Origin of the sequence: Rhizobium sp. CRRU65, from assembly GCF_048551595.1 — a bacterium.
Taxonomy (GTDB): domain Bacteria; phylum Pseudomonadota; class Alphaproteobacteria; order Rhizobiales; family Rhizobiaceae; genus Rhizobium; species Rhizobium leguminosarum_J.
Genome location: NZ_JBLYZH010000014.1, coordinates 155,990 through 180,510, shown reverse-complemented (window position 1 = coordinate 180,510; position 24,521 = coordinate 155,990). Strand labels below are relative to the sequence as shown.

19 protein-coding genes and 1 riboswitch are annotated in these 24,521 nt (G+C 62.2%); of the genes, 8 read left to right on the top strand and 11 right to left on the bottom strand.

Annotated elements, in window-relative coordinates; all coding sequences use genetic code 11:
* Position 1 precedes the first annotated feature (1 nt).
* Positions 2–1,171 carry an ABC transporter permease gene (locus tag ACM5SV_RS25855; protein WP_197725657.1) on the bottom strand — a complete coding sequence of 390 codons (1,170 nt, stop codon included), beginning with the start codon at positions 1,169–1,171 and terminating at the stop codon, positions 2–4.
* A 99-nt stretch (positions 1,172–1,270) separates the two neighbouring features.
* Here ACM5SV_RS25855 and dgcA point away from each other — a divergent pair, with 99 nt between their 5' ends.
* A complete protein-coding gene (dgcA, locus tag ACM5SV_RS25850) occupies positions 1,271–2,254 on the top strand; it encodes an N-acetyl-D-Glu racemase DgcA (protein WP_222014861.1) in 984 nt (327 codons plus the stop codon).
* Here the strand turns inward: dgcA and ACM5SV_RS25845 are convergent.
* Both ACM5SV_RS25845 and ACM5SV_RS25840 read right to left on the bottom strand, forming a co-directional pair.
* Positions 2,206–3,426, bottom strand: a complete 1,221-nt coding sequence (locus ACM5SV_RS25845) for an MFS transporter (protein WP_222014862.1) — start codon at positions 3,424–3,426, stop codon at positions 2,206–2,208. The two genes, dgcA and ACM5SV_RS25845, sit on opposite strands and share 49 nt — an antisense overlap.
* Positions 3,427–3,591: 165 nt before the next feature.
* The gene (locus tag ACM5SV_RS25840; protein WP_026238397.1) at positions 3,592–4,404 is read right to left on the bottom strand and encodes a UDP-2,3-diacylglucosamine diphosphatase; all 813 of its coding nucleotides are present in this window, start codon (positions 4,402–4,404) and stop codon (positions 3,592–3,594) included.
* Positions 4,405–4,646: 242 nt separating this feature from the next.
* Here ACM5SV_RS25840 and ACM5SV_RS25835 point away from each other — a divergent pair, with 242 nt between their 5' ends.
* On the top strand, positions 4,647–5,396 hold the full coding sequence (locus ACM5SV_RS25835) for a histidine phosphatase family protein (RefSeq protein ID WP_222014863.1): 750 nt from the start codon (positions 4,647–4,649) through the stop codon (positions 5,394–5,396).
* Between the two features lie 65 nt (positions 5,397–5,461).
* On the opposite strand, the gene ACM5SV_RS25830 is transcribed toward ACM5SV_RS25835, so the two are convergent.
* Both ACM5SV_RS25830 and ACM5SV_RS25825 read right to left on the bottom strand, forming a co-directional pair.
* Complete coding sequence (locus tag ACM5SV_RS25830; protein WP_222014864.1) at positions 5,462–8,614, bottom strand: efflux RND transporter permease subunit; 3,153 nt, start codon at positions 8,612–8,614, stop codon at positions 5,462–5,464.
* A 5-nt stretch (positions 8,615–8,619) separates the two neighbouring features.
* A complete protein-coding gene (locus ACM5SV_RS25825) occupies positions 8,620–9,798 on the bottom strand; it encodes an efflux RND transporter periplasmic adaptor subunit (RefSeq protein ID WP_206641108.1) in 1,179 nt (392 codons plus the stop codon).
* 232 nt (positions 9,799–10,030) lie between these two features.
* Between ACM5SV_RS25825 and ACM5SV_RS25820 the strand changes: the two genes are divergently transcribed.
* Complete coding sequence (locus ACM5SV_RS25820; RefSeq protein ID WP_128440213.1) at positions 10,031–10,591, top strand: TetR/AcrR family transcriptional regulator; 561 nt, start codon at positions 10,031–10,033, stop codon at positions 10,589–10,591.
* Positions 10,592–10,653: 62 nt separating this feature from the next.
* Here the strand turns inward: ACM5SV_RS25820 and ACM5SV_RS25815 are convergent, their stop codons facing one another.
* The gene (locus tag ACM5SV_RS25815; protein WP_222014865.1) at positions 10,654–12,093 is read right to left on the bottom strand and encodes an FAD-binding oxidoreductase; all 1,440 of its coding nucleotides are present in this window, start codon (positions 12,091–12,093) and stop codon (positions 10,654–10,656) included.
* A gap of 185 nt (positions 12,094–12,278) precedes the next feature.
* Complete coding sequence (locus tag ACM5SV_RS25810) at positions 12,279–13,166, bottom strand: LysR family transcriptional regulator (RefSeq protein ID WP_128440211.1); 888 nt, start codon at positions 13,164–13,166, stop codon at positions 12,279–12,281.
* Between the two features lie 103 nt (positions 13,167–13,269).
* Here ACM5SV_RS25810 and ACM5SV_RS25805 point away from each other — a divergent pair, with 103 nt between their 5' ends.
* The gene (locus ACM5SV_RS25805; protein WP_128440210.1) at positions 13,270–13,890 is read left to right on the top strand and encodes an NADPH-dependent F420 reductase; all 621 of its coding nucleotides are present in this window, start codon (positions 13,270–13,272) and stop codon (positions 13,888–13,890) included.
* A gap of 155 nt (positions 13,891–14,045) precedes the next feature.
* Positions 14,046–16,358 (top strand): NADP-dependent malic enzyme, encoded by a 2,313-nt coding sequence (locus tag ACM5SV_RS25800; RefSeq protein WP_222014866.1) that lies wholly within the window; start codon positions 14,046–14,048, stop codon positions 16,356–16,358.
* A 64-nt stretch (positions 16,359–16,422) separates the two neighbouring features.
* Here ACM5SV_RS25800 and ACM5SV_RS25795 read toward each other — a convergent pair whose 3' ends face one another.
* Entirely contained in the window at positions 16,423–16,956 is a 534-nt protein-coding gene (locus tag ACM5SV_RS25795) for a ribonuclease H family protein (RefSeq protein WP_222015026.1), read from the bottom strand.
* Positions 16,957–17,206: 250 nt separating this feature from the next.
* On the opposite strand from ACM5SV_RS25795, the gene ACM5SV_RS25790 reads away from it, so the two are divergent.
* A complete protein-coding gene (locus ACM5SV_RS25790) occupies positions 17,207–18,307 on the top strand; it encodes a DUF2865 domain-containing protein (RefSeq protein WP_222014867.1) in 1,101 nt (366 codons plus the stop codon).
* An 8-nt stretch (positions 18,308–18,315) separates the two neighbouring features.
* On the opposite strand, the gene ACM5SV_RS25785 is transcribed toward ACM5SV_RS25790, so the two are convergent.
* From ACM5SV_RS25785 to ACM5SV_RS25775, 3 genes are all read right to left on the bottom strand, one after another.
* Entirely contained in the window at positions 18,316–19,062 is a 747-nt protein-coding gene (locus tag ACM5SV_RS25785; protein ID WP_222014868.1) for an SDR family NAD(P)-dependent oxidoreductase, read from the bottom strand.
* Positions 19,063–19,280: 218 nt separating this feature from the next.
* The gene (gene bluB, locus ACM5SV_RS25780) at positions 19,281–19,967 is read right to left on the bottom strand and encodes a 5,6-dimethylbenzimidazole synthase (RefSeq protein ID WP_029875494.1); all 687 of its coding nucleotides are present in this window, start codon (positions 19,965–19,967) and stop codon (positions 19,281–19,283) included.
* A gap of 41 nt (positions 19,968–20,008) precedes the next feature.
* A riboswitch (cobalamin riboswitch) is annotated at positions 20,009–20,197 on the bottom strand.
* Between the two features lie 52 nt (positions 20,198–20,249).
* Complete coding sequence (locus ACM5SV_RS25775; RefSeq protein WP_409936790.1) at positions 20,250–21,107, bottom strand: LysR family transcriptional regulator; 858 nt, start codon at positions 21,105–21,107, stop codon at positions 20,250–20,252.
* A 152-nt stretch (positions 21,108–21,259) separates the two neighbouring features.
* Here ACM5SV_RS25775 and ACM5SV_RS25770 point away from each other — a divergent pair, with 152 nt between their 5' ends.
* Both ACM5SV_RS25770 and ACM5SV_RS25765 read left to right on the top strand, forming a co-directional pair.
* Positions 21,260–22,807 (top strand): MFS transporter, encoded by a 1,548-nt coding sequence (locus tag ACM5SV_RS25770; protein ID WP_222014871.1) that lies wholly within the window; start codon positions 21,260–21,262, stop codon positions 22,805–22,807.
* A gap of 218 nt (positions 22,808–23,025) precedes the next feature.
* Positions 23,026–24,429: an MFS transporter gene (locus ACM5SV_RS25765; RefSeq protein WP_260690155.1), complete on the top strand. Its 1,404-nt coding sequence runs from the start codon at positions 23,026–23,028 to the stop codon at positions 24,427–24,429.
* Positions 24,430–24,521 lie beyond the last annotated feature (92 nt).

Genomic DNA, 24,521 nt, shown 5'->3' with positions numbered 1-24,521 from the left:
CCTAGAAATCGATCGCTGCATAGAACATCGCAAAAAGCCCGTCCATCAGGATGACGACGAAAATCGCCTTCACCACCGCGGCCGTCACGTGCTGGCCGAGCGATTCCGCGCTGCCGCCAACCTTCAGCCCCTCGACGGCGGCGACGATGCCGATGACCAGCGCCATGAACGGCGCCTTGATCATGCCTGACAGCACCGTCGACAATGTGACCGCCTCGTGGAGGCGCGACAGGAAATTGGCGAAGGTGATGCCGGAATAGCCCCAGGCGACAGCGGCAGCACCGCCCAGAGAAGCGAAATTTGCCAGCACCGTCAAAAGCGGTAGCGCGATGGTCAGAGCCACCAGTCGTGGGAAGATCAGCACGCCGATTGGGTTCAGCCCCATCACCTTCAGCGCGTCGATCTCTTCGCGCATCTTCATCGAACCGATTTCGGCGGTGATGGCGCTGCCCGAACGGCCGGCGATCATGATCGAGGTCAGAAGCACGCCGATTTCGCGCAATTGCAGGATGCCGACGAGATCGACGACGAAAACCTCAGCACCGAAGTAGCGCAGCTGGAAGGCGCCCTGCTGGGCGATGATCGCCCCGATCAAGAAAGACATCAGCAAGATGATCGGAACGGCGCGAACGCCCATATGGTCGATCTGGTTGACGATCGAGGCCGGCGAAACGCCGCTGCCGCGGCCGAACTTCATCTGCGCGCCGCGCACCGCCGAGCCAAGGATATACATGGCGGCGGCGAAATTGTCCCAGACCTCGTAGGTCATTTTGCCGATCGGCGCGAAGATGCGCGCGGCAAGCGAGACTTTCTCCGTCTGCTCCGGCTCGACCTTGGTCGGCTCCTCGGAAAACATCTCCAGCATTTCGTCGATATGCGAGTTGGTGCCTTCGAAGCGAACCGTCCGCCCGCCCGCCTCTTCTTGCTTCTTCAGCCGGCACAGCAGCCAGATGCCGGCGGTGTCGATCTCCGAAATATCCGAGAGGTCTACCGTCAGGTCGCCAGTCTTCTTCTGCAAAAGCTTTTCGAAATCGCGTAGCACCAGATGGATGTAGGCGCTGCGCCAATTGCCCTGAAGACGCACACGCTGTCCCGATCCATCAGCCTGGTCGTCCACATCAAGGGAGGCGGCGTTGCGATTCTCGGCGTTCAAGATACTTGTGTCTTTCAAGGCTTACAGCGACATTGCCGAATCGCGAAGCAGATCGTTCGCCCGGCGCGTCAATATACAGAAGCACCGTGCAATTTCCATGCTTGCAGGAGAGCAATAATGCCGCGCACCCTCGATATCCAGATGAATTCCTTTCCGATTGCCGGGACCTTCACCATCTCGCGCGGGGCAAAGACCGAAGCCGAGGTTATCACCTGCACGCTTGTCGAAGAGGGTGCGCAGGGGCGCGGAGAATGCGTACCTTACCGCCGCTACGGCGAGACCATGGAGAGCGTTTTCGCCCAGATCGAGGCGGCGCGACCGCTGATCGAAGCCGGCATTTCACGCCATGACCTGCTGTCGGCCATGCCGCCGGGCGCGGCCCGCAACGCCGTCGATTGTGCCCTCTGGGACCTCCAGGCAAAGCAGACAGGAGACAGCGTCGCCGCCCGCCTCGGCATTGCCGCTCCGCAGCCGCTCACCACCGCTTACACCATCTCGCTCGGTGAACCGGAGGTGATGGCCGCCCAGGCGCGCGAACATGCCGGCCGCGCCCTGCTGAAGGTCAAGGTCGGCACCGGCGACGATGAAAGCCGCATCCGCGCCGTCCGCGCCGCCGCGCCCGATGCCGCCATCATTCTCGACGCCAATGAGGGCTGGCCGGAGGCCGTGTTGGAGCGTCATCTCCATATCGCCGCGGAAGCAGGCATCGCCCTCGTCGAGCAGCCGCTGCCGGCTGGCCGCGATGGGCTGCTCGCCGAAATCCGCCGCCCGCTCCTCGTCTGCGCCGATGAGAGTGTCCACCACACCGGCGATCTCGCAAGCCTTGCCGACCGCTACGACGCGATCAACATCAAGCTCGACAAGACCGGCGGCCTGACGGAGGCGCTGTCGATGAAGGCCGAGGCCGAACGGCTCGGATTCAGTATCATGATCGGCTGCATGGTCGGCACCTCGCTTGCCATGGCGCCCGCCGTTCTCCTCGCCCAGAATGCCGATTTCGTCGATCTCGACGGTCCGCTGCTGCTTGCCCGCGACCGCGATCCCGGCCTGCGCTACGCCGCTTCGCTGGTCTTTCCGCCGGAAAGCACCCTTTGGGGCTGAAGGTAATAGGCGAAGATGACGAGGCCGAGGCCGGAAAACGCGACCAGCGCCATGACGTAATAGCTGACGACGCCGAGCCAGGCATAGAGATAACCCGACGCCAGGGTCATCAGCGCCATCGCCATGCCGACATAGAAGAAATAGGCGCCCTGTGCCGAAGATTCCTGCGTCTCCTGCACCGTCGCCATGATCCGTCGCTGCACGCCGGTATGCACGAAGGCATAGGTGAAGCCGTGGAAACATTGCAGCAGGAAGAAACCGGCAAAACCGGTATTCATCGGAAACAGGATCCAGCGGCAGACGCTGATGGCGCAGCCGAAGCGGATCAGCGTCCAGGCATCGAAGCGACGGTTGAGACGCTTCGACAGGAAGAACACCGTCACTTCCGAGGCGACGCCGGCGCTCCAGAGCAGGCCGACCTCAGTGCCGGAGAAGCCGAGCTGATGCCAGTAGATCGAGGAAAAAGCGTTCAGCACCGCATGGCTCGATTGCTGGATGGCGACGCCGATCAGAAGCAGCAGCAGGTGTGGCTCGCGCAGGCCACTGCCGGTAGCGGCTGGAATGTTGATCGGCTGGCCGCGCCGTCGCGTTGGCCCGATGCGCGGACAGAAGATCGCCATGACCACGGTCATGATAAAGCCGAACACCATGACATCGAGCACCATTCCGCCGCCCCACCGGCTGATCATCTGGCCACCGACCAGCGTCGAGACGATGAAGGAGATGGAGCCCCACACGCGCATCGACCCGTAATCGAGCCCCCAGCGGCGCACGCCCGAAATGACGATCGATTCGACGACGGGCACATAGGGTGCGAAGGTGGCGCCCTGCAGCGCATAGACGATCGTCACCGGCCAGAAGGTCGTCGTCCAGAACAACGCGACCGCCGTCAGCAACGACAGGCCGCCCGACCAGAGCAGCACGTCGGCGCGCTCCTTCAATCGATCGGCGATCATGGCGACGACAGGCGCCACCAGCACGCGAACCACCATGGGTATGGCAAGGATGATGCCGATCTCATGATCGCTGAAGCTATGGGTTGCGAGCCAGACGGGAAAGAACGGCAGGACGATGCCGTTGACGAGCAGCGGCGCACAATAGGAAAGCGCACTGAGAAGCCGGAAGCGCGGCGGCGCTCCCTCACCCGTCGGGGAATTTTGAGCGGGAATCATGGGTGGACCTGAAGGAAACTGGACGTTGTCCTAACACACCACCCTGGAGGCGACTATTGCGAGAAATAGCCGTTCTGAAACGTTTTAGAAAATAAATAGGGCCTGTCGCCTGACGGTAACGGCTAAATTCGTGGGAGCGCAGGCGCGGATGCGCCGGCGCCAAAATCAGGCGGCTTGCGGGGCCAGTTCGCCCTCGTCATGCATTTCGATAGCGGCAAGCGCCGGCACGCTGCTGGCGAGCGCCCGCCAGGTGATCAGTTCGAACGTGCCATCCTCGTGCTCGGCGACAGCCGTGCAGCTTTCCACCCAATCGCCGGTGTTGATGTAGCGGATACCGTCCATGTCCTGGATGATGGCATGATGGATATGTCCGCAGATCACCCCATCGGCGCCGTTTTTGCGGGCTTCCTCGGCCACGACGCGCTCAAATTCGCCGATAAAGTTGACAGCATGCTTGACCTGCAGCTTCGCCCAGGCCGAGAACGACCAGTAGGGCATGCCGAGTCGGCGGCGCACCGCCGCCAGGATGATGTTGATGCGGATTGCCGTGTCATAGGCCCAGTCGCCGAGATAGGCGAGCAGTCGGGCGTTGCGGACGACGACGTCGAACTCGTCGCCATGCAGGATCAGATATTTTCTGCCGTCGGCGCCGTCATGCATCATACGCTCGACGACCTCGATGCCGCCGAAATGCATGCCCGGGAAGGCGCGCAGGAATTCGTCGTGATTGCCGGGAATATAAACGACGCGCGTACCCTTGCGCGCCTTGCGCAACAGTTTCTGGACGACGTCGTTGCAGACCTGCGGCCAGTACCAGCTGCGCTTCAGGCGCCAGCCGTCGACGATGTCGCCGACGAGCACGATCGTATCGGCTTCGTGGTGGCGCAGGAAATCCAAGAGGAAGTCGGCCTTCGCGGCCTTCGAGCCGAGATGGACATCGGAAATGAAGAGCGTGCGGAAATGTCTGGGTTCCATCATGTCTTTCACGAGCTACCGCTCATGTCCCATCTTTCATCTAGCCTTCCAAAACCAGACTCGTGTTTCAGGAAGATGACAAGCTGGGGAAAAGCCCTGCAAACCTGTTCATTCCGCGCGGGTAGTAGTCCCGTCGCCACGCGGGCAGTATGCCCGTCGCCGCCAGGTCCCGCGACAAGGTTGCCCTGTTCATTCAGGGCGTTCATGATGGCGCCGATTCCATATCCGACAATGCGGGATGGCTGATGCGTCTCTTTCTCGTTCGCCACGGCGAATCCCTCGGCAACATCAACGAACAGGCCTACCGCCAATTCGGCGATCACAACGTGCCGCTGACGCAGTGGGGCCATCGGCAGGCTCTCGAAGCAGGCGGCGTGATCGCGTCCTATCTCAGGTCATTGCCGAGCGCGGGTTTCGGCAAGCTGCATATCTGGTATTCGCCCTTTCTGAGGACCCGGCAGAGCAAAGATGCGCTGCTCGAAGCACTGCCGGAAAGTTTTGTCGGCGACATCAGGGAGGACTATCTGTTGCGCGAGCAGGATTTCGGTCTCTTCACCGAAATCTACGACCACGCCGAACAGAAGCAGAAGTTTCCCGACGAGTTCGAAAAATGGGCGAGGCTGCGCAGTAACAGCGGCAAGTTCTACGCACGGCCGCCGGATGGCGAAAGCCGGGCGGATGTGGCCCAGCGGGTGCGCCTGTTCCTGCAGACCGTCATGCACGGTGCCGAAAATGGCGACCACAACGTCGTGATCGTCGGTCATGGCGTCACCAACCGGGCGGTCGAAATGAATTTTCTGCACCGCCCCGTCGAGTGGTTCGAGCGCTCCGACAATCCCGGAAACGCCGATATCACGCTGATCGAGGGGACGCGCTCGCAAGGATACGAGTCGATCCTGCTGCATCAGGCGGCCGATCGGCAGCCGGGACAGGAAGGCGAACTGCGCGATGCCTATGGCGCCGACGTGACGATCACGCCGAAGCCGACTGCATAATTCCTTAAATCGGAACGGCGCAAAGCTGTGGTGGGTTGCGCAAGGCAAACCGCCAACTCTTCACCTCAGCTCGGCGACGTTACCGGCGCGGGCTCCTGCCCGGCCGGCGTCTCCTCATTCACAGTCTCCGGCCGCTTCGTCCTCAAGAGACGCAGCACGAAGACGAAGAAGACGGGAACGAAGAAGATCGCCAGCACCGTCGCCGAGATCATGCCGCCAAGCACGCCCGTGCCGATGGCATTCTGGCTGGCCGCACTTGGCCCGGTGGCGATCGCCAGCGGCATCACGCCCAAAGTGAAGGCTAGCGAGGTCATGATGATCGGTCGGAAGCGCAGACGGGCGCCTTCGATCGCGGCATCCATCAGCGATTTGCCCTCGGCAAACCCGTCCTTGGCGAATTCGACGATCAGGATGGCGTTCTTCGCCGACAGCCCAATGATCGCGATCAGGCCGACCTTGAAGTAGATGTCGTTGGACATGTCGCGGCTCATCACCGCAAGCACGCAGCCGATGACGCCGAGCGGCACGACCAACATCACCGACAACGGGATGGACCAGCTTTCGTAAAGCCCCGACAGCAGCAGGAAGACGAAGAGAATGCTGAGGCCGAACAGGAACGGCGCCTGCGATCCCGATCTCAGCTCCTCCAGCGACTGGCCGGTCCATTCGAAGCCGAAACCGTCGGGAAGTTCCGAGGCCAGTTGCTCCATTTCGGTAATCGCCGCCCCCGATGAATATCCCGGCGCCGGAGCGCCGGAAATACGCACGGAAGGGTAGCCGTTATAACCAACGATCTGCGCCGGTCCCTTCTGCCATTCGGCGACGGCGAAGGACGACAGCGGCACCATGCCGCCGCTCGCATTGCGGACATTGAGCTTCATCAGGTCTTCCGCCTGAAGTCTGCTCTTGTCCTGCGCCTGCACGATGACGCGCTGCATGCGGCCCGAATTCGGGAAGTCGTTGACATAGCTCGAGCCGAGATTGGCGGTGATCGTGCTGTTGATGTCGGCGAAGGCAACGCCGAAGGTATTTGCCTTTTCGCGATCGATGACCAGCACAAGCTGGGCCGAGTCAGGCATGCCTTCCGGGCGGATACCTGCGATGATGGGGTTCTGCGATGCCTTGCCGATCAGCATTCCCGCCGCCTCGGTCAGTGCCGCCTGGCCTTTCGCGCCGCGATCCTGGAGGCGGAAGGTAAAGCCGTTGGTCGTGCCGAAACCTTCGATCGGCGGCGGCGACAGCGCGAAGGATGTGGCGTCCTTCAGCCCAAACAGCTGCATGTTGGCGCGGTTAGAGATCTCCTGTACCGAATTGCCGGCGCCGCGTTCGGCCCAGTCCTTGAGTGTGACGAACACCAGGGCGGCATTCGGTCCCTGCCCCGAGAAGCTGAAGCCCTGGATCGCGACGACGTTGGCAACGGCCGGCTCCTTCTTGAAGATCGCTTCGATGCTTTCAAGCGAGGCCACCGTGCGGTTGCGGCTCGCCTCCGGCGGTCCCTGCACGTCGACGATCAGGAAGCCCTGATCCTCATCCGGCACGAAGCTGCTCGGCAGGTTGACGAAGAGATAGCCAAGGCCGACGAGCAGCGCGACATAAACGGCCATGACCCGCCAGGGGCGCTTGGCCAGTCCCTCGACTGTGCGGGCATAGCGCCCGGTCAGCCGGTCGAAGTTGCGGTTGAACCAGCCGGCGATGCCCTTCTTCTCGTGATGGCCCTTGATCGGTTTCAGGAAAGTGGCGCAGAGCGCCGGCGTCAGCGACAGCGCCAGGAAGGCGGAAAACAGGATTGAAACAACCATGGTCAGGCTGAACTGGCGATAGATGATGCCGGTTGAACCCGGGAAGAACGCCATCGGCACGAAGACGCAGGAGAGAACCAGGGTAATCCCGAGGATCGCACCGGTGATCTGCCGCATCGCCTTCTTGGTCGCTTCCTTCGGTGACAGCCCTTCTACCGCCATCAGCCGCTCGACGTTTTCCACCACCACGATGGCGTCGTCGACGAGAATGCCGATGGCAAGCACCATCGCAAACATCGTCAGCACGTTGATCGAGAAGCCGGCGGCATACATGACAGCCAGCGTCCCGAGCAGCGCGACGGGCACGACGAGCGTCGGAATGATCGTGTAGCGGAAGCTCTGCAGGAAAATGAGCATGACGACGAAGACAAGTGCAACGGCTTCTGCGAGCGTATGCGCCACCTTCTCGATCGATGCCGAGACGAACGGGCTGGTATCATAGGGAACGGAATATTCGACGCCATCAGGGAAGAAGCGTGAGAGCTCCTCCATCTTGGCCTTGACCAGGTTGGAGGTATTGACGGCATTTCCTGTCGACGACAGCTGGATGGCGATGGCAGCACTCGGCTGCCCGTTCAAGCGGGTGGAAAAGCTGTAGCTCTCGCTGCCCTCTTCGATGCGCGCGACATCACGCAGCCTGACATTCGATCCGTCGGCGTTGGCGCGCAGCACGATGTCTCCGAACTCCTTGATGTCGGTCAGTTGCCCCTTGACCAGCACCGTCGCCGTCAGGTCTTGCGAGATCGGATTGGGTGCTGCGCCGATCTGGCCCGCCGCGACCTGGGCGTTCTGCGCCGAGATCGCCGCGCTGATGTCGGATGCTGTGAGGTTCAGGCCGACCATCTTGTCGGGATCGATCCAGATGCGCATCGCCCTCTGCGACGCAAATAGCTGGGCGCGGCCGACACCCTCGAGACGGCGCAGCTCGCCGATGACGTTTCGGTTGAGATAGTCGCCGAGCGCCACCTCGTCGGTCTTCCCGTCCGTCGATGTCAGCGAGATGAACATCAGGAAGCCCGACGACGCCTCCTCGACCGTGATGCCCTGATCCTTGACGGATTGCGGCAGCCGCGGTTCGACGCGGCGAATGGCATTCTGAACGTCGACGGAGGCCTGGTCGATATCGGTGCCGGCCGCAAAGGTCGCGGTGATCGTCATCGCGCCCGATGTATCCGACGTCGACTCGAAATAAGAAAGGTGCTCGACCCCGTTCAGCTCTTCCTCGATTTGGCGGGTGACGCCCTGATAGATATCCTGGGGCGAAGCGCCGGGATAGCTGGTGGTGATGCTGAGCTGCGGCGGCGCGACCTTGGGATATTGGGCGACCGGCAGGAACGGCAGCGCGATCAGGCCAGCGATGGAGATGAAGATCGCAAAGACCCAGGCTAGGATCGGGCGATCGATAAAGAAACGTGCCATCGACCTTACTCCGGCTTCTTGGCGTCACCGGACGCGAGCTGGCCATCCCGCCACTCTTCCGGCGCGACCTTTGCGCCCGGCTGCAGCTTTTGGCTGCCGTCGACAACGAGACGCTCACCTGATGACAGACCGCTTTCGACCACCCATTCATTGCCGAAGGATTGACCGAGCTCCACGTCCCGCGGCTGTGCCACGTCTCCCTCCTGGACGACGTAGACTTGCGCCTTGCCATCGGCCGTGCGGATGACGGCGCGTTGCGGGATAAGGATTGCCTTCTCCCGGACGGCCTGTTCGATGCGCACCCTGATGTAAAGACCGGGCAGCAGGTCGCCCTTCGGATTGGGGAATTCACCGCGGAGGGTGACTTGGCCCGTCGTCGCATCGACGCTGGCGCTGCTGAAGAGCAGCTTCCCGGCTTCGCCATAGACGGTGCCGTCGTCGAAGACGAGCTTGATGTCGGCCTTGCCTGGTTCGGTCGATGTGAGGCTGCCGTTCTCGACCGCCCGCTTCAACGCCAGCAGGTCTCCGGAGGATTGCATAAAGTCGGCATAAACGGGGTCGATCTGCTGGATCATCGCCAGCGCGTCGCCTCCATCGGCCGTCACCAGCGCGCCTTCCGTCACCAGCGCGCCGCCGATGATGCCTGATATCGGTGCGCGGACTTCGGTATAGCCGAGATTGATCTTCGCTTCGTCGAGTGCGGCCTGCGCCAGCGCGACATCGGCATCGGCCTGGGCAAGGGCGACGGCCGCCGCATCGTATTCGATACCGCTTGCGACATCGCGGTCGCGGAGCGACTTCTGCCGGTCCAGCTGCTGGCGGGCATTCAGCTGCGTCGCCCTGGCGCGCTCGAGGCTTGCCTCGGCGCTTGCCACACGCACCCGAAAAAGCGCCGGATCGATCCGGTAGAGCACATCGCCCTGATGAACGAAGCTGCCCTGCTCGAAGATCCGTTCCTCCAGGATGCCGGAAACCCTGGCCCGCACTTCGGAAACGCGCGTCGCCGCAATGCGGCCGGGCAGCTCGCTGACCACGGGAAGCGGGCGGGCGCTAAGCGTCAGGACGCTGACGGCAGCAGGCGGCATCGCGCCGCCTTCCTGCGCGTAAGCCGGCAGGCCGGCGCCGAATATTAGCGCCAGGACAAGCGTACAACCAAATGATTTCGTTCGAAAAAGCATGTTCATTAGCCTTCCTGCTAGTCCCGCTGGGGTCCAAAAAAGCACAGCCCGCCGAAATGACGTTCGGCGGGCCTCCTCAGCCGACAGATAGTCGATCTTTTTTTGCTTTGCAAGATACCTACCGGTTGGTATGATAGCATTATCATGGTCGGAACTCCCATGGCTCGGCGATCCCGGGAGTGATACTGATCCTCTCGCGCGCCTCGGCGCGAAGCTTATCTCGAACACAGGTCATGCATTGGTAGATAGCCCCCGCAACAGAAAGAAACAGCCGGATGTCGTGCGGCAGGCTCTTCTCGATTGCGCCACCAAGCTGGCGCTGGAACATGGTCTCGCCGCCGTCAGCCTGCAGGCAGTCGCAAGTGCTGCCGGCGTGACCAAGGGGGGTCTGTTTCACCACTTCCCCAATAAGCAGGCTCTTATAGAGGCCGTGTTCGACGGCATGATGGAAAACCTCGACCGCGAGATCGACGAGGAACTGGAAAGGGACAAGGGCGGCCACGGCACATTCACCCGCGCCTACGTCCGCACCCTGTTTTCCGACCGTGCCCTCAACAACAGCCCGTGGTCGGCGCAGACGATGACGGTGCTTTCCGACCCCTACTCCAAGAGCCTCTGGCATAGATGGATGAATGACCGGCTGGTCAGGCACGCTGAAACCGACGTGGGAATGCGGCTCGAGATCGTTCGCCTGGCGGCGGACGGCGCATGGCTTGCCCATGTTCTGAGGCCTGACGACCATGCCGCGTCCGATGATACGGCGCTGTTGCAGGAATTGATCGAACTCACCGAAGGGTGACACAAGCGATTGGCGCATCATCCCGCGCCCGAGTCTATCACCCGAGCGCGGGGATGGTCCGGCTAGGCAGCGCGCACCGCCGCCATCGGTTTCACGTTCTGGTTCATGCGGAACAGATTGTTCGGATCGTAGCGCCGCTTGGCCTCGGCAAGACGAGCGTAATTGGCGCCATAAGCGCTTTCGACGCGATCACCCTCATCATCCGGCATGAAGTTGATATAGGCGGTTCCGACAGCATGCGGCTTGGTTGCCTCGAAAAGCTCCCGCGCCCAGCCGGTACAGCTTGCGTCCATCCCCGGTTCCCGCCAGCGCGCATGAACATTCATGACGAAATGCGAGCTGCGCTGCGGAAATGCGGTGGCCTCGGTCGGCACACGGCCGGCCGCGCCGCCGATATGGGCGATGAAGATCTCGCATTCCGGGCCGGGCAGCTTGCGCACGGCGTTGAGCAGCACGTCGATCGCCGCATCCGGAAGGGAGGCGAAATCCTGGCTCTTCCAGTAATTGCGCGCACCGGGCGTGAGCAACGGGTCGAATGCCTGCTGCCAGCCGGTGAACGGCACCGGACCGACGACGTCGGCAATCGGTTTTCCGATCGCCCGCAATCTGGCCGTCGCCTTTTCGCCCGCCGCGATGTCTCCGCAATAACACATGGCCAGCACCATGATCTCCTTGCCGTGCCATTCGGCCGGAAGGAACGGCAGCGGCGGCGCCTGGCGCATCACCACCCAGCAGGTCAGTTCGTCAGGTGCCGTCTCCAGCGCCTGCCGGTACTCCCTCAGCACCGTTTCCGCATCAGCAAAGGGATGCACGACGAGCCCAGCAAGAACCTCCGTGTTGAGAGGGTTGAGTTTGAATTCGAAGGAGGTCACGACGCCGAAATTGCCGCCTCCGCCGCGCAACGCCCAGAAGAGATCAGGCTTTTCCGTCTCGCTCGCCTTGACCAACTCGCCGTCGGCCGTCACCACATCAACCGAAAGCAGATTGTCGATGGTCAGCCCGAATTTGCGGGTCAGCCAGCCGAAGCCGCCGCCGAGCGTGAGCCCGGCGATGCCGGTGGTGGAATTGATGCCGGTCGGCAGCGCCAGCCCGAAGGCCAGCGTTTCCTGATCGACATCGGCAAGCGTGGCGCCCGGCTCGACCCTGGCGCGCCGCGTCTGCGCATCGACCCGCACCGATTTCATCGCCGACAGGTCGATGACGACACCGCCCTCGCAGACGGCGTTGCCGGCAATGCCGTGGCCGCCGCCACGCACTGAAACGAGCAGATTATTGTCGCGTGCAAACCGCACCGCCCGCATAACATCGGCAGCACCGGCGCAGCGCGCGATAAGTCCGGGCCGGCGGTCGATCATCGCATTCCAGATCGTCCGCGCCTCGTTGTAATCCATGTCTTTACTGGTCAGGAGACTGCCGCGAAATCCGGCGGCAAAGGCATCGATGGCCACGTCATTGACCATCGTCTGCCCCCTTTGCAGGGTCGTGAGGTTCAAATTGTCCATGGTTTCCTCCATGCGACCGGCGCCCCGCACCGTCGCGGCCGACATTTTGCGCTTGCTACGATCCTCAAACAAGTTTCGAAAAGGATTAGCCCTCGGCGGCAGCAAAGAAAGGAAGCGACTTCCTATTGAATTTTCATCGGAAATCGATGGCTGCGGCGGCAATCCCGCACGCGGCGGAACAATCCCTAATCCCGCAGCCCCCGAGCAATGGCATCAATGATCGCGCCAACCCTGCCGGGCACGAACCGGCGTGACGGATGAATGGCGTGGATCGGCAGCACCAGTTTCCGCCAGCCGGCGAGAACTTCCACGAGCCTGCCATCCGCTATGTCTTCCGCCACGAGATCCACCGGGACGTAGATGATGCCTGCCCCGGCGAGCGCTGCCATTCGCAGCGCCTCTCCGTTGTCGATCTCGATGTTGCCGCGAACCCCAACCGTGAAACTTTCACCGCCCTTTGTCTCGAACGGCCATTCGTCGCGGGGCACGAGATTGAGGTTGAGAATGCAGCGGCCGAGGCGAATATCCTCAGGCCTCTCCGGCACTGCAAATCTATCGAGATATATCGGAGAGGCGCAGCAGACGAAATGATAGCTGCCGACACGCCGCGCGATAAGCGACGAAGGCTTCAATTCGCCGATCCGGATCGCTAGATCATACCCTTCGGCCACCAAGTCGACATTGCGGTCGCTGAGATTGAGCTCGACCGAAAGTGCCGGATGCCGCTCCGCGAGTTCGGCCATGACAGGCGCAAGCCGCTTGATCCCCAGTGTCGTCGGAGCGCTTAGACGCAGGCGTCCCGACATGGCCTCGGCGTCAGGCCGGGAGATGTCGTTGAGTTCCTCCAACTCGTCGATGATTCTGTTTGCCTTGACGAGGAAGCGGGACCCGACCTCGGTCAGCCGCTGCGTACGCGTCGTGCGTTCGATCAGCTTGACCCCATACTCCTGCTCCAGCGCCTGGATGCGCCTGCCGACCATGGCAGGCGAAATGCCGAGCCGCTTCGCGGCGGCGGCGAAACTCCCCGATGTCGCGGCGGCAATGAGGGTCTGCAAGTTCAGAAGATCGGGCATTCGATACTTTTATGCATCTCTGTTATCGGGATCAATGCAATTAACGACGGAATATTTCGGATGTATCCCTGTGGCCATCACATCGGAAACAGGAGACAGAACGATGAAGACTGCAATTATCGGCATCGGAAACATGGGCAAGGGCCTGGCCTCACGCCTTGCCGGGAAGACTGACCTGATCGTCGCGGCACGCAACGATCAGGCCGCGCGCAGCCTTGCCGAAAGCCTCGGCGTTGAAAGCGCTACTATTGCGGAGGCGATCGCCGCCGCGGGGATCGTCATCCTCGCCGTTCCCTATGCCAGCGCTCTTGAGATCGCCGCCTCGCCGTCGCTCTCGGGCAAGATTGTCGTCGACATCAGCAATCCCCTGAAGCCCGATTTCTCCGGTCTGCTCTTCGGTCACGAAACCTCCGCCGCCGACAAAATCCAGAATGCCGCGACCGGCGCCAGGGTGGTCAAAGCTTTCAACACCATCTTCGCCGAGCTCTTCAACGCGTCCCACGATGCCACGGCCAAGGTGCCGGTATTTGTCGCCGGAAATGACGCAGACGCGGTGGAAAAGGTTTCCAGACTAGTCGTCGACGCAGGATTTGCCGTCGAAAAGACCGGAGGCCTCGACGCTGCCAAGCTCCTGGAACCGCTGGGCATGCTCAATATCCGCCTCGGCTACGGGCTCGGCCGCGGAACCGCCATCGCCCCGGCCTGGATGAACATCGCCGCCTGAGGTCTCTCATCGATCGGCAGGAGCGACATCCCGTCCGTGAGGGCGGGATGTTTTTATTGCCCAGACAAAAACTCGCCAACTCCGCCATTTCCATACTGTCGTGCGTATCCGATTGATGTATGGAGGGAGCTCAAAAGACGTGCACGGAGGCGGCGATGGATCACCCGGAAAAATCGAAGACAGAAAAGAACCTGACGAGTGGCGATCTCGACGAGCAGGCGCTTTTCTTCCACCGCTATCCCCGCCCCGGCAAGCTGGAGATCCAGGCGACCAAGCCGCTCGGCAACCAGCGCGACCTGGCGCTCGCCTATTCGCCGGGTGTTGCCGCTCCCTGCCTTGCCATCCGCGACAATCCTGAGATGGCGGCCGAATATACCTCGCGCGCCAATCTCGTCGCCGTTATCTCCAACGGCACCGCCGTGCTTGGCCTCGGCAATATCGGCCCGCTTGCCTCCAAACCTGTTATGGAGGGCAAGGCGGTGCTCTTCAAGAAATTCGCCGGCATCGACGTCTTCGATATCGAGATCGACGCCGCAGGCGTCGACCAGATGGTCTCGACCATCGCCTCGCTGGAGCCGACCTTCGGCGGCATCAACCTCGAGGATATCAAGGCGCCGGAATGTTTCGAGGTCGAGCGGCGCCTGCGCGAGAAGATGAAGATCCCCGTCTTCCACGACGATCAGCACGGCACGGCGATCATCGTCGCCGCCGCGATCCTGAACGGGCTTGAACTCGCCGGTAAGAACATCGCCGACATCAAGATCGTCGCCTCCGGCGCGGGTGCCGCCGCCCTTGCCTGCCTCAACCTGCTTGTCATTCTCGGGGCAAAACGCGAAAACATCTGGGTCCACGATCTCGAAGGCCTCGTTTATGAGGGCCGGGTCGAGCTGATGGATGAATGGAAATCCATCTATGCCCAGAAGAGCGAGACGCGCACGCTGGCCGAAAATATCGGCGGCGCCGACGTCTTCCTCGGCCTGTCCGCCGCGGGCGTGCTGAAGCCGGAGCTGCTGGCGCAGATGGCCGACAAGCCGTTGATCATGGCGCTTGCCAATCCGACGCCGGAGATCATGCCGGATCTCGCCCGAGCTGCCCGCCCCGATGCGATGATCTGCACCGGCCGCTCGGATTTCGCCAACCAGGTCAACAACGTCCTCTGCTTCCCTTATATCTTCCGCGGCGCGCTCGATTGCGGCGCCGAGACGATCAATGAGGAAATGAAGATGGCGGCCGTGCGCGCCATCGCAGCCCTTGCCCGCGAAGAGCCGTCGGATGTCGCCGCCCGCGCCTATTCCGGCGAGACCCCGGTCTTCGGCCCCGATTATCTGATCCCCTCGCCCTTCGATCCGCGCCTGATCCTGCGCATCGCGCCTGCGGTCGCCAAGGCCGCCGAACAGAGCGGCGTCGCGCGCCGCCCGATCCAGGATTTCGACGCCTATCTCGACCAGCTGAACCGCTTCGTCTTCCGCTCCGGCTTCGTCATGAAGCCGATCTTCACCGCCGCCAAGGCCGCCGAGCGCAAGCGCGTCATCTTCTCCGAAGGCGAGGACGAGCGCGTGCTGCGCGCCGCCCAGGTGCTGCTCGAGGAAGGCCTTGCCGAACCGATCCTGATCGGCCGCCCGCAAGTTATCGAGACACGCCTGAAGCGCTACGGCCTGCGCATCCGGCCGCTGCAGGATTTCGAAGTCATCAATCCGGAAGACGATCCGCGCTTCCGCGAATATGTCGATCTCTATTTCTCCCTCGTCGGCCGCCGCGGCGTCATCCCGGAAGCCGCCCGCACGATCGTGCGCACCAACACCACCGTCATCGGCGCGCTGGCGCTGAGGCGCGGCGAGGCCGATGCGCTGATCTGCGGCCTCGAAGGCCGCTACGAGAAGCATCTGCGCGATGTTCGCCAGATCATCGGCAAGCGCAAGAATGTCCGCGATTTCTCAGCCCTCAGCCTGATGATCTCGCAGCGCGGCGCCACCTTCTTCACCGACACTTACGTCACCTTCAATCCGACCGCCGAAGAGGTCGCCGAGGCGACGGTGCTCGCGGCCGAGGAAATCCGCCGGTTCGGCCTCACGCCGCGCGCCGCCCTGGTCTCGCATTCCAATTTCGGCTCACGTGAGTCCGAAAGCGCCACGAAGATGCGCAACGCCCTGCAGCTCGTGCGCGAGGCAGCACCCGACCTCGAGGTCGATGGCGAGATGCACGGCGAAAGCGCGATCACCGAAGCGCTGCGCAAGCGCGTCATGCCGGACACGACGCTGCACGATGAGGCCAACCTTTTGGTCTTCCCGAACCTCGATGCCGCCAACATCACCCTCGGTGTGGTGAAGTCGATGACCGACGGCCTGCATGTCGGCCCGATCCTGCTCGGCACCGCCCTGCCCGCCCATATCCTCGCCCCCTCGGTCACCTCCCGCGGCGTCGTTAATATGGCGGCACTCGCCGTCGTCGAGGCATCGCAACCGGCTTGAGCCGGTTGCCCGCAACACAGCGTAAAGACCCTGAAGTCGTCCCGACACATGTCCTGATGCCGTCTCAGGCACTCCGTATCGACAGGCGCCCTTTATCCGCGAGCACATCGGCGCGTTCGTTACCGGCAATGCCGGAATGGCCCTTGCACCAGGCAATGGTCATGAGCGCATTCTGGGATAATTGAAGATCGACCGCTTTCCAGAGTTCCGCATTGGCGATCGTTCGCCTTCGCGCATTCCCATTCGGGCTGCCCTTCTTCCAGCCGTTGTTCTTCCAGATGTATCGCCAGCTGTTGCAGCCTTTGACGGCGTAGACGGAATCGGACCAGATGGTGACAGGCTCGCCGCTTGCCTCGCTGTTGATCCAGATTGCCGCCCTGAGCACGGCGGTCAATTCCATCGAATTATTGGCGGAATCTTCGGCGCCACCGAAGCCGGACGCGATTTCCGCGGTATCGCGATAAACGACGAATGCCCAGCCTCCGTGCCCAGAACCCGGTTCATAACAACCGTCCACGAAGACGTGGAAGCCGTCTTGGGTTTCCGGCAGCCCGACTGTCGTTGCGGGGGAGCTGAGTTCGTTGGCAATACCTGTCATTTTCGACGTCCTGATATGAGTACGTTCCCCAAGCGACCCTGGAGATTGGAGTGGAGCACTGGCCTCGTTGATTGCCATCGGCAGCTTCTTCACAATCGAACACTGGGTCTCTGGCGGTCCACTGGATAAAATCGCGAAAATGCGCTAGGAATTTCTCCAAGCTTATTAAGAGAAACACGTTAAGAGACAACGCGCGGCGATCGAGGCCGCAATCGACCGATCGATTCTTTGCTCATTCCGGGACGACGCCGTGAAACGCCGAAACCTGTCTCTTGCCCTTCTCCTTGCCTTTGCGGCGCCTGCCGCCGCGCAAAGCAGCGCCGTCTGTGAAGACCTGCGCGGCCGCCTTGCCGACCTGCCGCGATCGATCGGCAATGGCAACGGCCCGGAAGCGCGCCAATATTCCAGCGCCATGGCCGAACAGAACCTCGAGCTGCGCAAGGTTCGCAACGAGCTGCGCAGCAACGACTGCACCTCGGGCAGCATGGTCGTGATCGGTGGCGAGAATGCCGATTATTGCGCCGAACTCGCGCAGTCCGAAGCCCGCATGATCGACAATATCCGCTATCTCCAGGACCGCCGCAACGAGCTGGCCAACCAGAATGGCGCCGATGACGACGCGCGCCGCGAACTGGTCGCGGCTCTCGACCGCAACGGCTGCAACAGCGAAAACTTCTATGCTCCGAGCGACCGCAGCGCCAACGAACCGGCTCCGAGCGTCGAGGAACAGGCGATGCGCACCGATACCTTCATTCCGCTCGGCGGCGGTGAAGAGGTCGATCCGCGCTACGGCCTGCCGCGGGCCGAGATGCTCTCGCCGGTCAGCACCATGTGTGTGCGCAGCTGCGACGGCGGCTTCTTCCCGATCAGCTCGAACGCCACATCGGTCGATTTCGGCCGCGACGCCCAAACCTGCGCCAAGATGTGCCCGGGCATCGAGACCGAACTGTTCTATCGTGACGTGACAAGCACCGAAGCCTCGAACATGATCTCGGTCGCAACGGGCACGCCCTACAGCGCCATGAAGAACGCCTTTGCCTACAAGAACCGCACGCCCGGGGAAAAGTCCGCCTGCGCCTGCAATCTCACCGCCTATTACGAGGAGATGCGCGGCAAGCAGGCGGTCAGCGAACCGCCGCAGCAGGGCTCGATCACCACCATCCGCACCAATCCCCCGGCGAAGGATGGCACAGCGCAGATCGCACCGCAGCCGTCCGTTCCCGAGCGTCCGTATGATCCGACGCAGAACCGCGTCCGTCAGGTCGGCCCGCAGTTCCTGGCCGGCGATCAGGGGTCGATTGATCTCGCCAACCCGGCAACGTCAGGTCCGCAGCCGCAACAGCAGCAGTGATTGAATGGTCAGTAGGTCGTACGGCCGCCACTCAGGTCGAACGTCGACGCGGTCGTGAAGGAGTTCTCCTCGGAGAGCAGCCAGACGACCATCGAAGCGATCTCATGAAGTTCAGCAAAACGGTCGCGCGGAATGCGGACGCGCATATATTCGATAAACTCGGGTGTCAGCCCATCCAATATAGGTGTCTTTGCTGTGGTTGGCGTTACCGCGTTCACGGCGATTCCCGTCTTTGCGAGTTCCTTGCCAAGAGACTTGGTGAAACCCAGCACACCAGCTTTCGCTGCGCTGTAGGCGGCGATGTTCGGATTTCCTTCCTTGCCCGCAACCGAGGAGATGTTCACGATCCGCCCATAGTCGCGCTTTAACATGACCGGAACGACGTGCCGGCAGCAGTTGAAGGTTCCCGTGAGGCAGACATCGAGGACGTCGTTCCACTCTTTGAGGTCGTATTCGATGGTCGGCTTTACCGGACCGGTGATCCCCGCAGAATTGACCAGACCGTCGATACGGCCGAAAATCTCTTCGGTCGCCGCCGCAGCGCTCTTCACTGATACGGGATCTGCGACATTGACGCCGAAAGCAGCCGTGCCGGATCCGAGAGCGGAAGCGCTGTCCTTCGCCATGTTTTCGTTCAGGTCCCAGATGGCCACCTTGCCACCAGACTGGATGACGCGCTCTGCGATCGCGTAGCCGATGCCCCGCGCACCGCCTGTGATCACGATGATGCGTTCCTTCAAGTCGATCATGTTCATTGGGCCGTTATCCTCCGATTGAGCCGCCGATAGCCGAATATCTATTGGAAATTCCGAGATTCGCCTTCAGCGTATCGATATGAAGGCCAGGAATAAAGATATCTCGGCCTCGCCCGGCGTCGGCGATACCGACATCGGTTTGCTCACCTTGACGGTCAATGGCGTGACTGCGCGATTGAGGCCATGCTCGACCGCACGGCCCCCGGGAAGACCGTGCCCTAGGTGTTCAGTCCCCACCCATCATGGAAGACGAGGTCTTCGAGCGGCAGGCGCTGCCGCCAGCCTTTGATGGAGAGTTCCGGCTCGTCATAGAGCCGATCGACGAAACCGGCACAGAGCCACGCGACCACCTCGATATGCTCGGGTATGCCGAGAATGGTTTTCAGATCGCCTTCGCGAAAGATGCTGACCCAACCGATGCCGACCCCTTCCGCCCGCGCCGCCAGCCAGAGATTCTGGATGGCGCAGACCGTCGAGTATGAATCCATCTTCGGATTGTGGGTGCGCCCCAGCACCACGCTGCCGCTGCGCGTGGGATCGCAGGTCACGCATATGCCGAGCGGCGCCTCCACGATGCCTTCGAGCTTGAGGGCGCGGTAGGCCTGCTGCCGCTCGCCGGCAAACATCTGCGCCGCCTCCTCGTTGGCACTCGCAAAGGCATCCCGGACGCGCGCCCGCACAGCGACACTTTTCACCAGAATGAAATTCCACGGCTGCATGAAGCCGACCGAGGGTGCGTGGTGAGCGGCCATCAGCAGCCGCTGCACGACATCGTCAGGCAAAGGATCGGGTCGAAACTGGCTGCGAACGTCGCGCCGCGTCATGATCGCGTGATAGACGGCCTCGCGTTCGGCCAAGGAAAAACCGGACGCCGCCGAAAGGGCATCCTCATCAAAGGGTCGCATCGTCAAATCCCCAACAACGCGACCGCCCCGCTGTCCGCGCGGATCGGTCTATCTTGCCAGGCCGGTCTTCTGACTCGGCGTCATCCGTCTGCCGCAGCCTTCCCGGCGAAAAGCCAGTGGCGTGATGAAGCGGCAAGCGTCGGCCTTACAGCGTTGGGCACGTTCCGGTCTTGCACCGGATTCCCGATTCTCCCGCCTTATCGGCGGGCACCTGACGGCGCATCTATTTCAGGAAAGCGCGGCGGCGGCAAGCCGCGAGCCGATGTGGCGTTGAAGCCGCGTTCAGTTGGCAGAGGCGCGATGTTCCCTGAACGCCGCAGCCAGGGTTCTGAGCGCCGAGCGCGATCTTGCATCCGTTAGTGTCGAATGCAGGACGATCTCCGACGAGGGCAGCGGCGGCAGGCTGAAGCGCTGACTCACTTCCATCGAGCCCACCGGCGCGAGACGGTGGGAGAATGCCGCGACCGCAAGCCCAGCCGACACCGCCGCCGTCATCACCAGCGAGCCCCCGCCCAGGAAAACCTCGTTCCAGGCGATTCCTGCACCATCGAGCGCGTGGGTAGCGATGTTGTGGACGCCACAAGATGGCGACAGTGCAGCAAGACGCAGCGGCTCACCGCGGCGATACTCGAACTGCGGTGCCGCGAACCACCCGAAATGCTCCGGCCCAAGCACCTCACCGTCACGCCGATCCTCTTCCCGGCGAATGATCGCCGCATCCAGCTCACCGCGATCGAATGCATCGAGCAACACTCGAGAATTGTCGAGCTGCACCTCGATCGTCAGCCCTGGATCGTGAGCGCTGAGACGCGCCAGAATCGTCGGAACCTCCGGCCCCGCCACATGCGCGGCGATGCCGAGCGTGAAGTGCCGATTTGTCGAGGAAAGGGCTGCGACCGCACGATCATGGGCGCCGATGAAATCCCGCGCGGATTGAAGAAAGACCGCGCCCTGCGCCGATAGGCGCACCAAGCGCGGGGTCCGCTCGATCAGCCTGTGGCCGAGACGCTCCTCCAGCCGCTTCAACTTGACGCTGATTGCCGCCTGAGTGCTGCCTAACGCCTCGGCGGCGCGGGTGAAGCTCTGCAGCTCGGCAATGGTCACGAACGCCCGCACCGCATCCACATCGAGCATTGTTATAGCAACCATCCAAAATTGTTGTTTCTGAAATAGAAAATCATCCAATTCAGTTATGGTCAAGCGCCGACTATGGTGGCTCGAACCGGCAGCGCCCCGATTTCACCTGTCATCGGGATTTCGTCGTCGCCCATCCCGTGCTGAAAGGACCAACCATGCCACCCGCTTCCATTGCCTCATCCAGGCTGCAGGGCATCGTCGCCCTGGCAGCCGCCTGCCTTTCGTCCCTTATGTTCGGTCTGGAGATCTCAAGCGTACCCGCGATATTGCCGACGCTGGAGGCGGTGCTGCATGCCGATTTCCGGCAACTTCAATGGATCATGAATGCCTATACGATCGCGGTGACTACGGTGCTTATGGCAACGGGCACGCTGGCCGACCGTTATGGCCGCAAGCGCGTCTTCCTGATCGGCATCATTGCCTTCGGCTTGACCTCGCTGATCTGCGGGCTCGCGGACAATGCACCCGTTCTGATCGTCGCCCGCTTCCTCCAGGGCATGAGTGGCGGCGCTATGCTGATCTGCCAAGTGGCCGTCCTCTCGCACCAGTTTCCAGAGGGGCGGCAGCGCAGCATGGCCTTCGGCTGGTGGGGGATTATCTTCGGCATCGGCTTGGGATTCGGGCCGCTGGTCGGCGTTATGATCGCGGCCTTGTCGACCTGGGAATGGGTGTTCCTGGTCCATGTTGTGCTGGCGGCCGTGACAGCCACGCTCGCCGTCTTCGGTGTCTGTGAATCGCGTGACCCCGAGGCGAAAAGCCTCGATATCGCGGGCATCGCCACCCTGTCGCTTTCCGTCTTCTGCCTTGCCTTCTACATCACCCAGGGGCCAGCCCTCGGTTTTGACAATACTACGGCACTTGCAGCCATCGGCCTTTCTGCCGCAAGTTTCATAGCCTTCATCGTTGCAGAGAAGATCAATTCGCGGCCGATGTTTGATGTCTCGGTCTTTCGCATCCGCGCCTTCTCCGGCGCCGTAATCGGCTCGGTCGCGATGAATATCAGCTTTTGGCCCTTCATGATCTATCTGCCGATCTGGTTTCAGGCAGGCCTTGGTTATGGTAGTCTCGCCGCCGGTCTGTCGCTGCTCGCCTATACGCTTCCCACGCTCATCGTCCCGCCGCTGGCTGAGCGGCTATCGCTGCGCTATCGCCCCGGTCTCGTCATTCCAATCGGCCTGTTCACGATCGGCCTCGGTTTCCTGCTGATGCGGTTCGGAGCTGCCTCCGACGCGGCAAGCTGGCTGACCATGCTGCCCGGCGCATTGCTTTCCGGCCTCGGCCTCGGAATGACCAATACCCCCGTCACCAACACGACGACAGGTGCGGTCGCGCGCGACCGCGCCGGCATGGCATCGGGGATCGATATGAGCGCCCGGATGATCTCACTCGCGATCAACATCGCAGTGATGGGCTTCATCCTGGTCAGCGGCGTGTTCTCACATCTAGAAAACGTCCTGCCGGCGACGCTCGGCCCGGAACAACTGCGGGCTATGGCTGAACGCATCTCAGCCGGAAACATCGCCTCCCTCCCCGATCTGCCCGCCAACATCATCCGCGACGCGCTCGTCGAGGGATTCGGCTGGGTGATGCTCTACGGTGGCCTCGGTGCGTGGCTGCTGGCCACGGCCAGCTTCCTCGTCTTCGGCTCAGGAAAGATTCGCCGCTGCGCCGAAGATGAGGCATGCAATTCGACTGTGGTTTGAGGATGAGGCAGTGCTATGCTCTGGAGGTGAGAATGGAGCAAGACGTCACCGCGCACCCCCTCTATCCAGCAGCGAACAGACAGCCGCCCCGCGTCGGTTTGAAGCGGCTTGGCAAGCCTCTTCACCCCATCGTTCCTATGGCCTTATCGCCACCGAAGGCGTATGGACTGAGACAGTCCATCGCAGCATCCCGGTTGCCCGTGCCCCGCCTCACACCCATGATCCTTGCCGTCGCCCTGTTCATGGAACAGATGGATTCGACCGTGATCGCCACCAGCCTGCCGGCAATCGCCGCCGATATCGGCACCTCGCCGATCGCGCTGAAGCTCGCCGTCACCAGCTATCTCGTGGCGCTGGCGATCTTCATCCCGATCAGCGGCTGGATGTCCGATCGTTTCGGTGCGCGCAACATCTTCCGCATGGCGATCTTCGTTTTCATGATCGGCTCGATCGCCTGCGCCTTTTCCAACTCGATCACAGCCTTCGTCGTGTCGCGCCTGATCCAGGGTGCCGGCGGCTCGATGATGACGCCGGTCAGCCGCTTGCTGCTGGTTCGGGGAACGCCGCGTCACGAACTCGTCGATGCCATGGCCTGGCTCACCATTCCCGCTCTGATCGGCCCGATCATGGGTCCGCCGATCGGCGGCTTCCTCACCACCTACCTCACCTGGCACTGGATCTTCTGGATCAACGTCCCGATCGGCGTGCTCGGCATCATCCTCGTCACGCGTTTCCTGCCGGCCGTCGAGCCACGCAGTCCGCGGCCGATGGACTTCCCGGGCTTTTTCCTTTGCGGCATCGGCTTCTCTGGCTTCGTCTTCGGCGTGTCGGTGATCAGCCTGCCGGCCGTGCCCGTCATTTACGGTTATGTCACGGTTGCGATCGGCATCCTTGCCGGCCTCATCTACCTCCTCCATGCCCGCCGCGCGCCCTATCCGCTTCTCGATCCGAAGATGTTCCGTTATCCGATGTTCCGGGCGGCGATCCTCGGCGCCTCGAATTTCCGCATGGGGCTCGGCGCCTTGCCCTTCCTGATGCCATTGATGCTGCAGCTCGGCTTCGGCCTGACGCCGCTGCAATCGGGCTCTGTCACCTTCGTCAGCGCGCTCGGCTCCATGGGCTCGAAATTCGCCGCCGCGCGTACCTTCAATGCCTTCGGCTTCCGCACCGTCATATCAATCACGACCTTGCTGGCGGCGATCTTCCTCGGCATCAACGGCCTTTTCACCGCCGAAACGCCGCTGTTCCTGATCATGGCCTGCCTGCTGATCGGCGGCCTGTTCCGCTCCATGGCTTTTTCGGGCGTCAACGCCATGGCCTTCGGCGATGTCGACGACGCCGACAGCAGCCAGGCGACCGCGATCAATGCCGTTGCCCAGCGTATCTCCATGGCGATGGGCGTGGCGATCGCCGGCGGCATCCTCGAAATCTCCAGCAGCTTTCACGACGGTAGGCTGCTGGTCTCCGATTTCCACATCGCCTTCTTCAGCGTCTCGGCGATTTCGGCGCTGGCCTGCATCACCTTCCTGCGCCTGCCGCATGATGCCGGCGCGGAACTGACGGCGCGCGGTCGCAAGCGCAGGCATGCCGAGCCCGAAGAGGCCGTGGCGGAAAATAGCTGATTGAGACAGATCTGCCTGGCGCGATGGAAGCATTCCTCACCCGCCGGTTCGCAAGACTCGGCACCGGCAGGCGCCAGGGTGAAATGACCCAC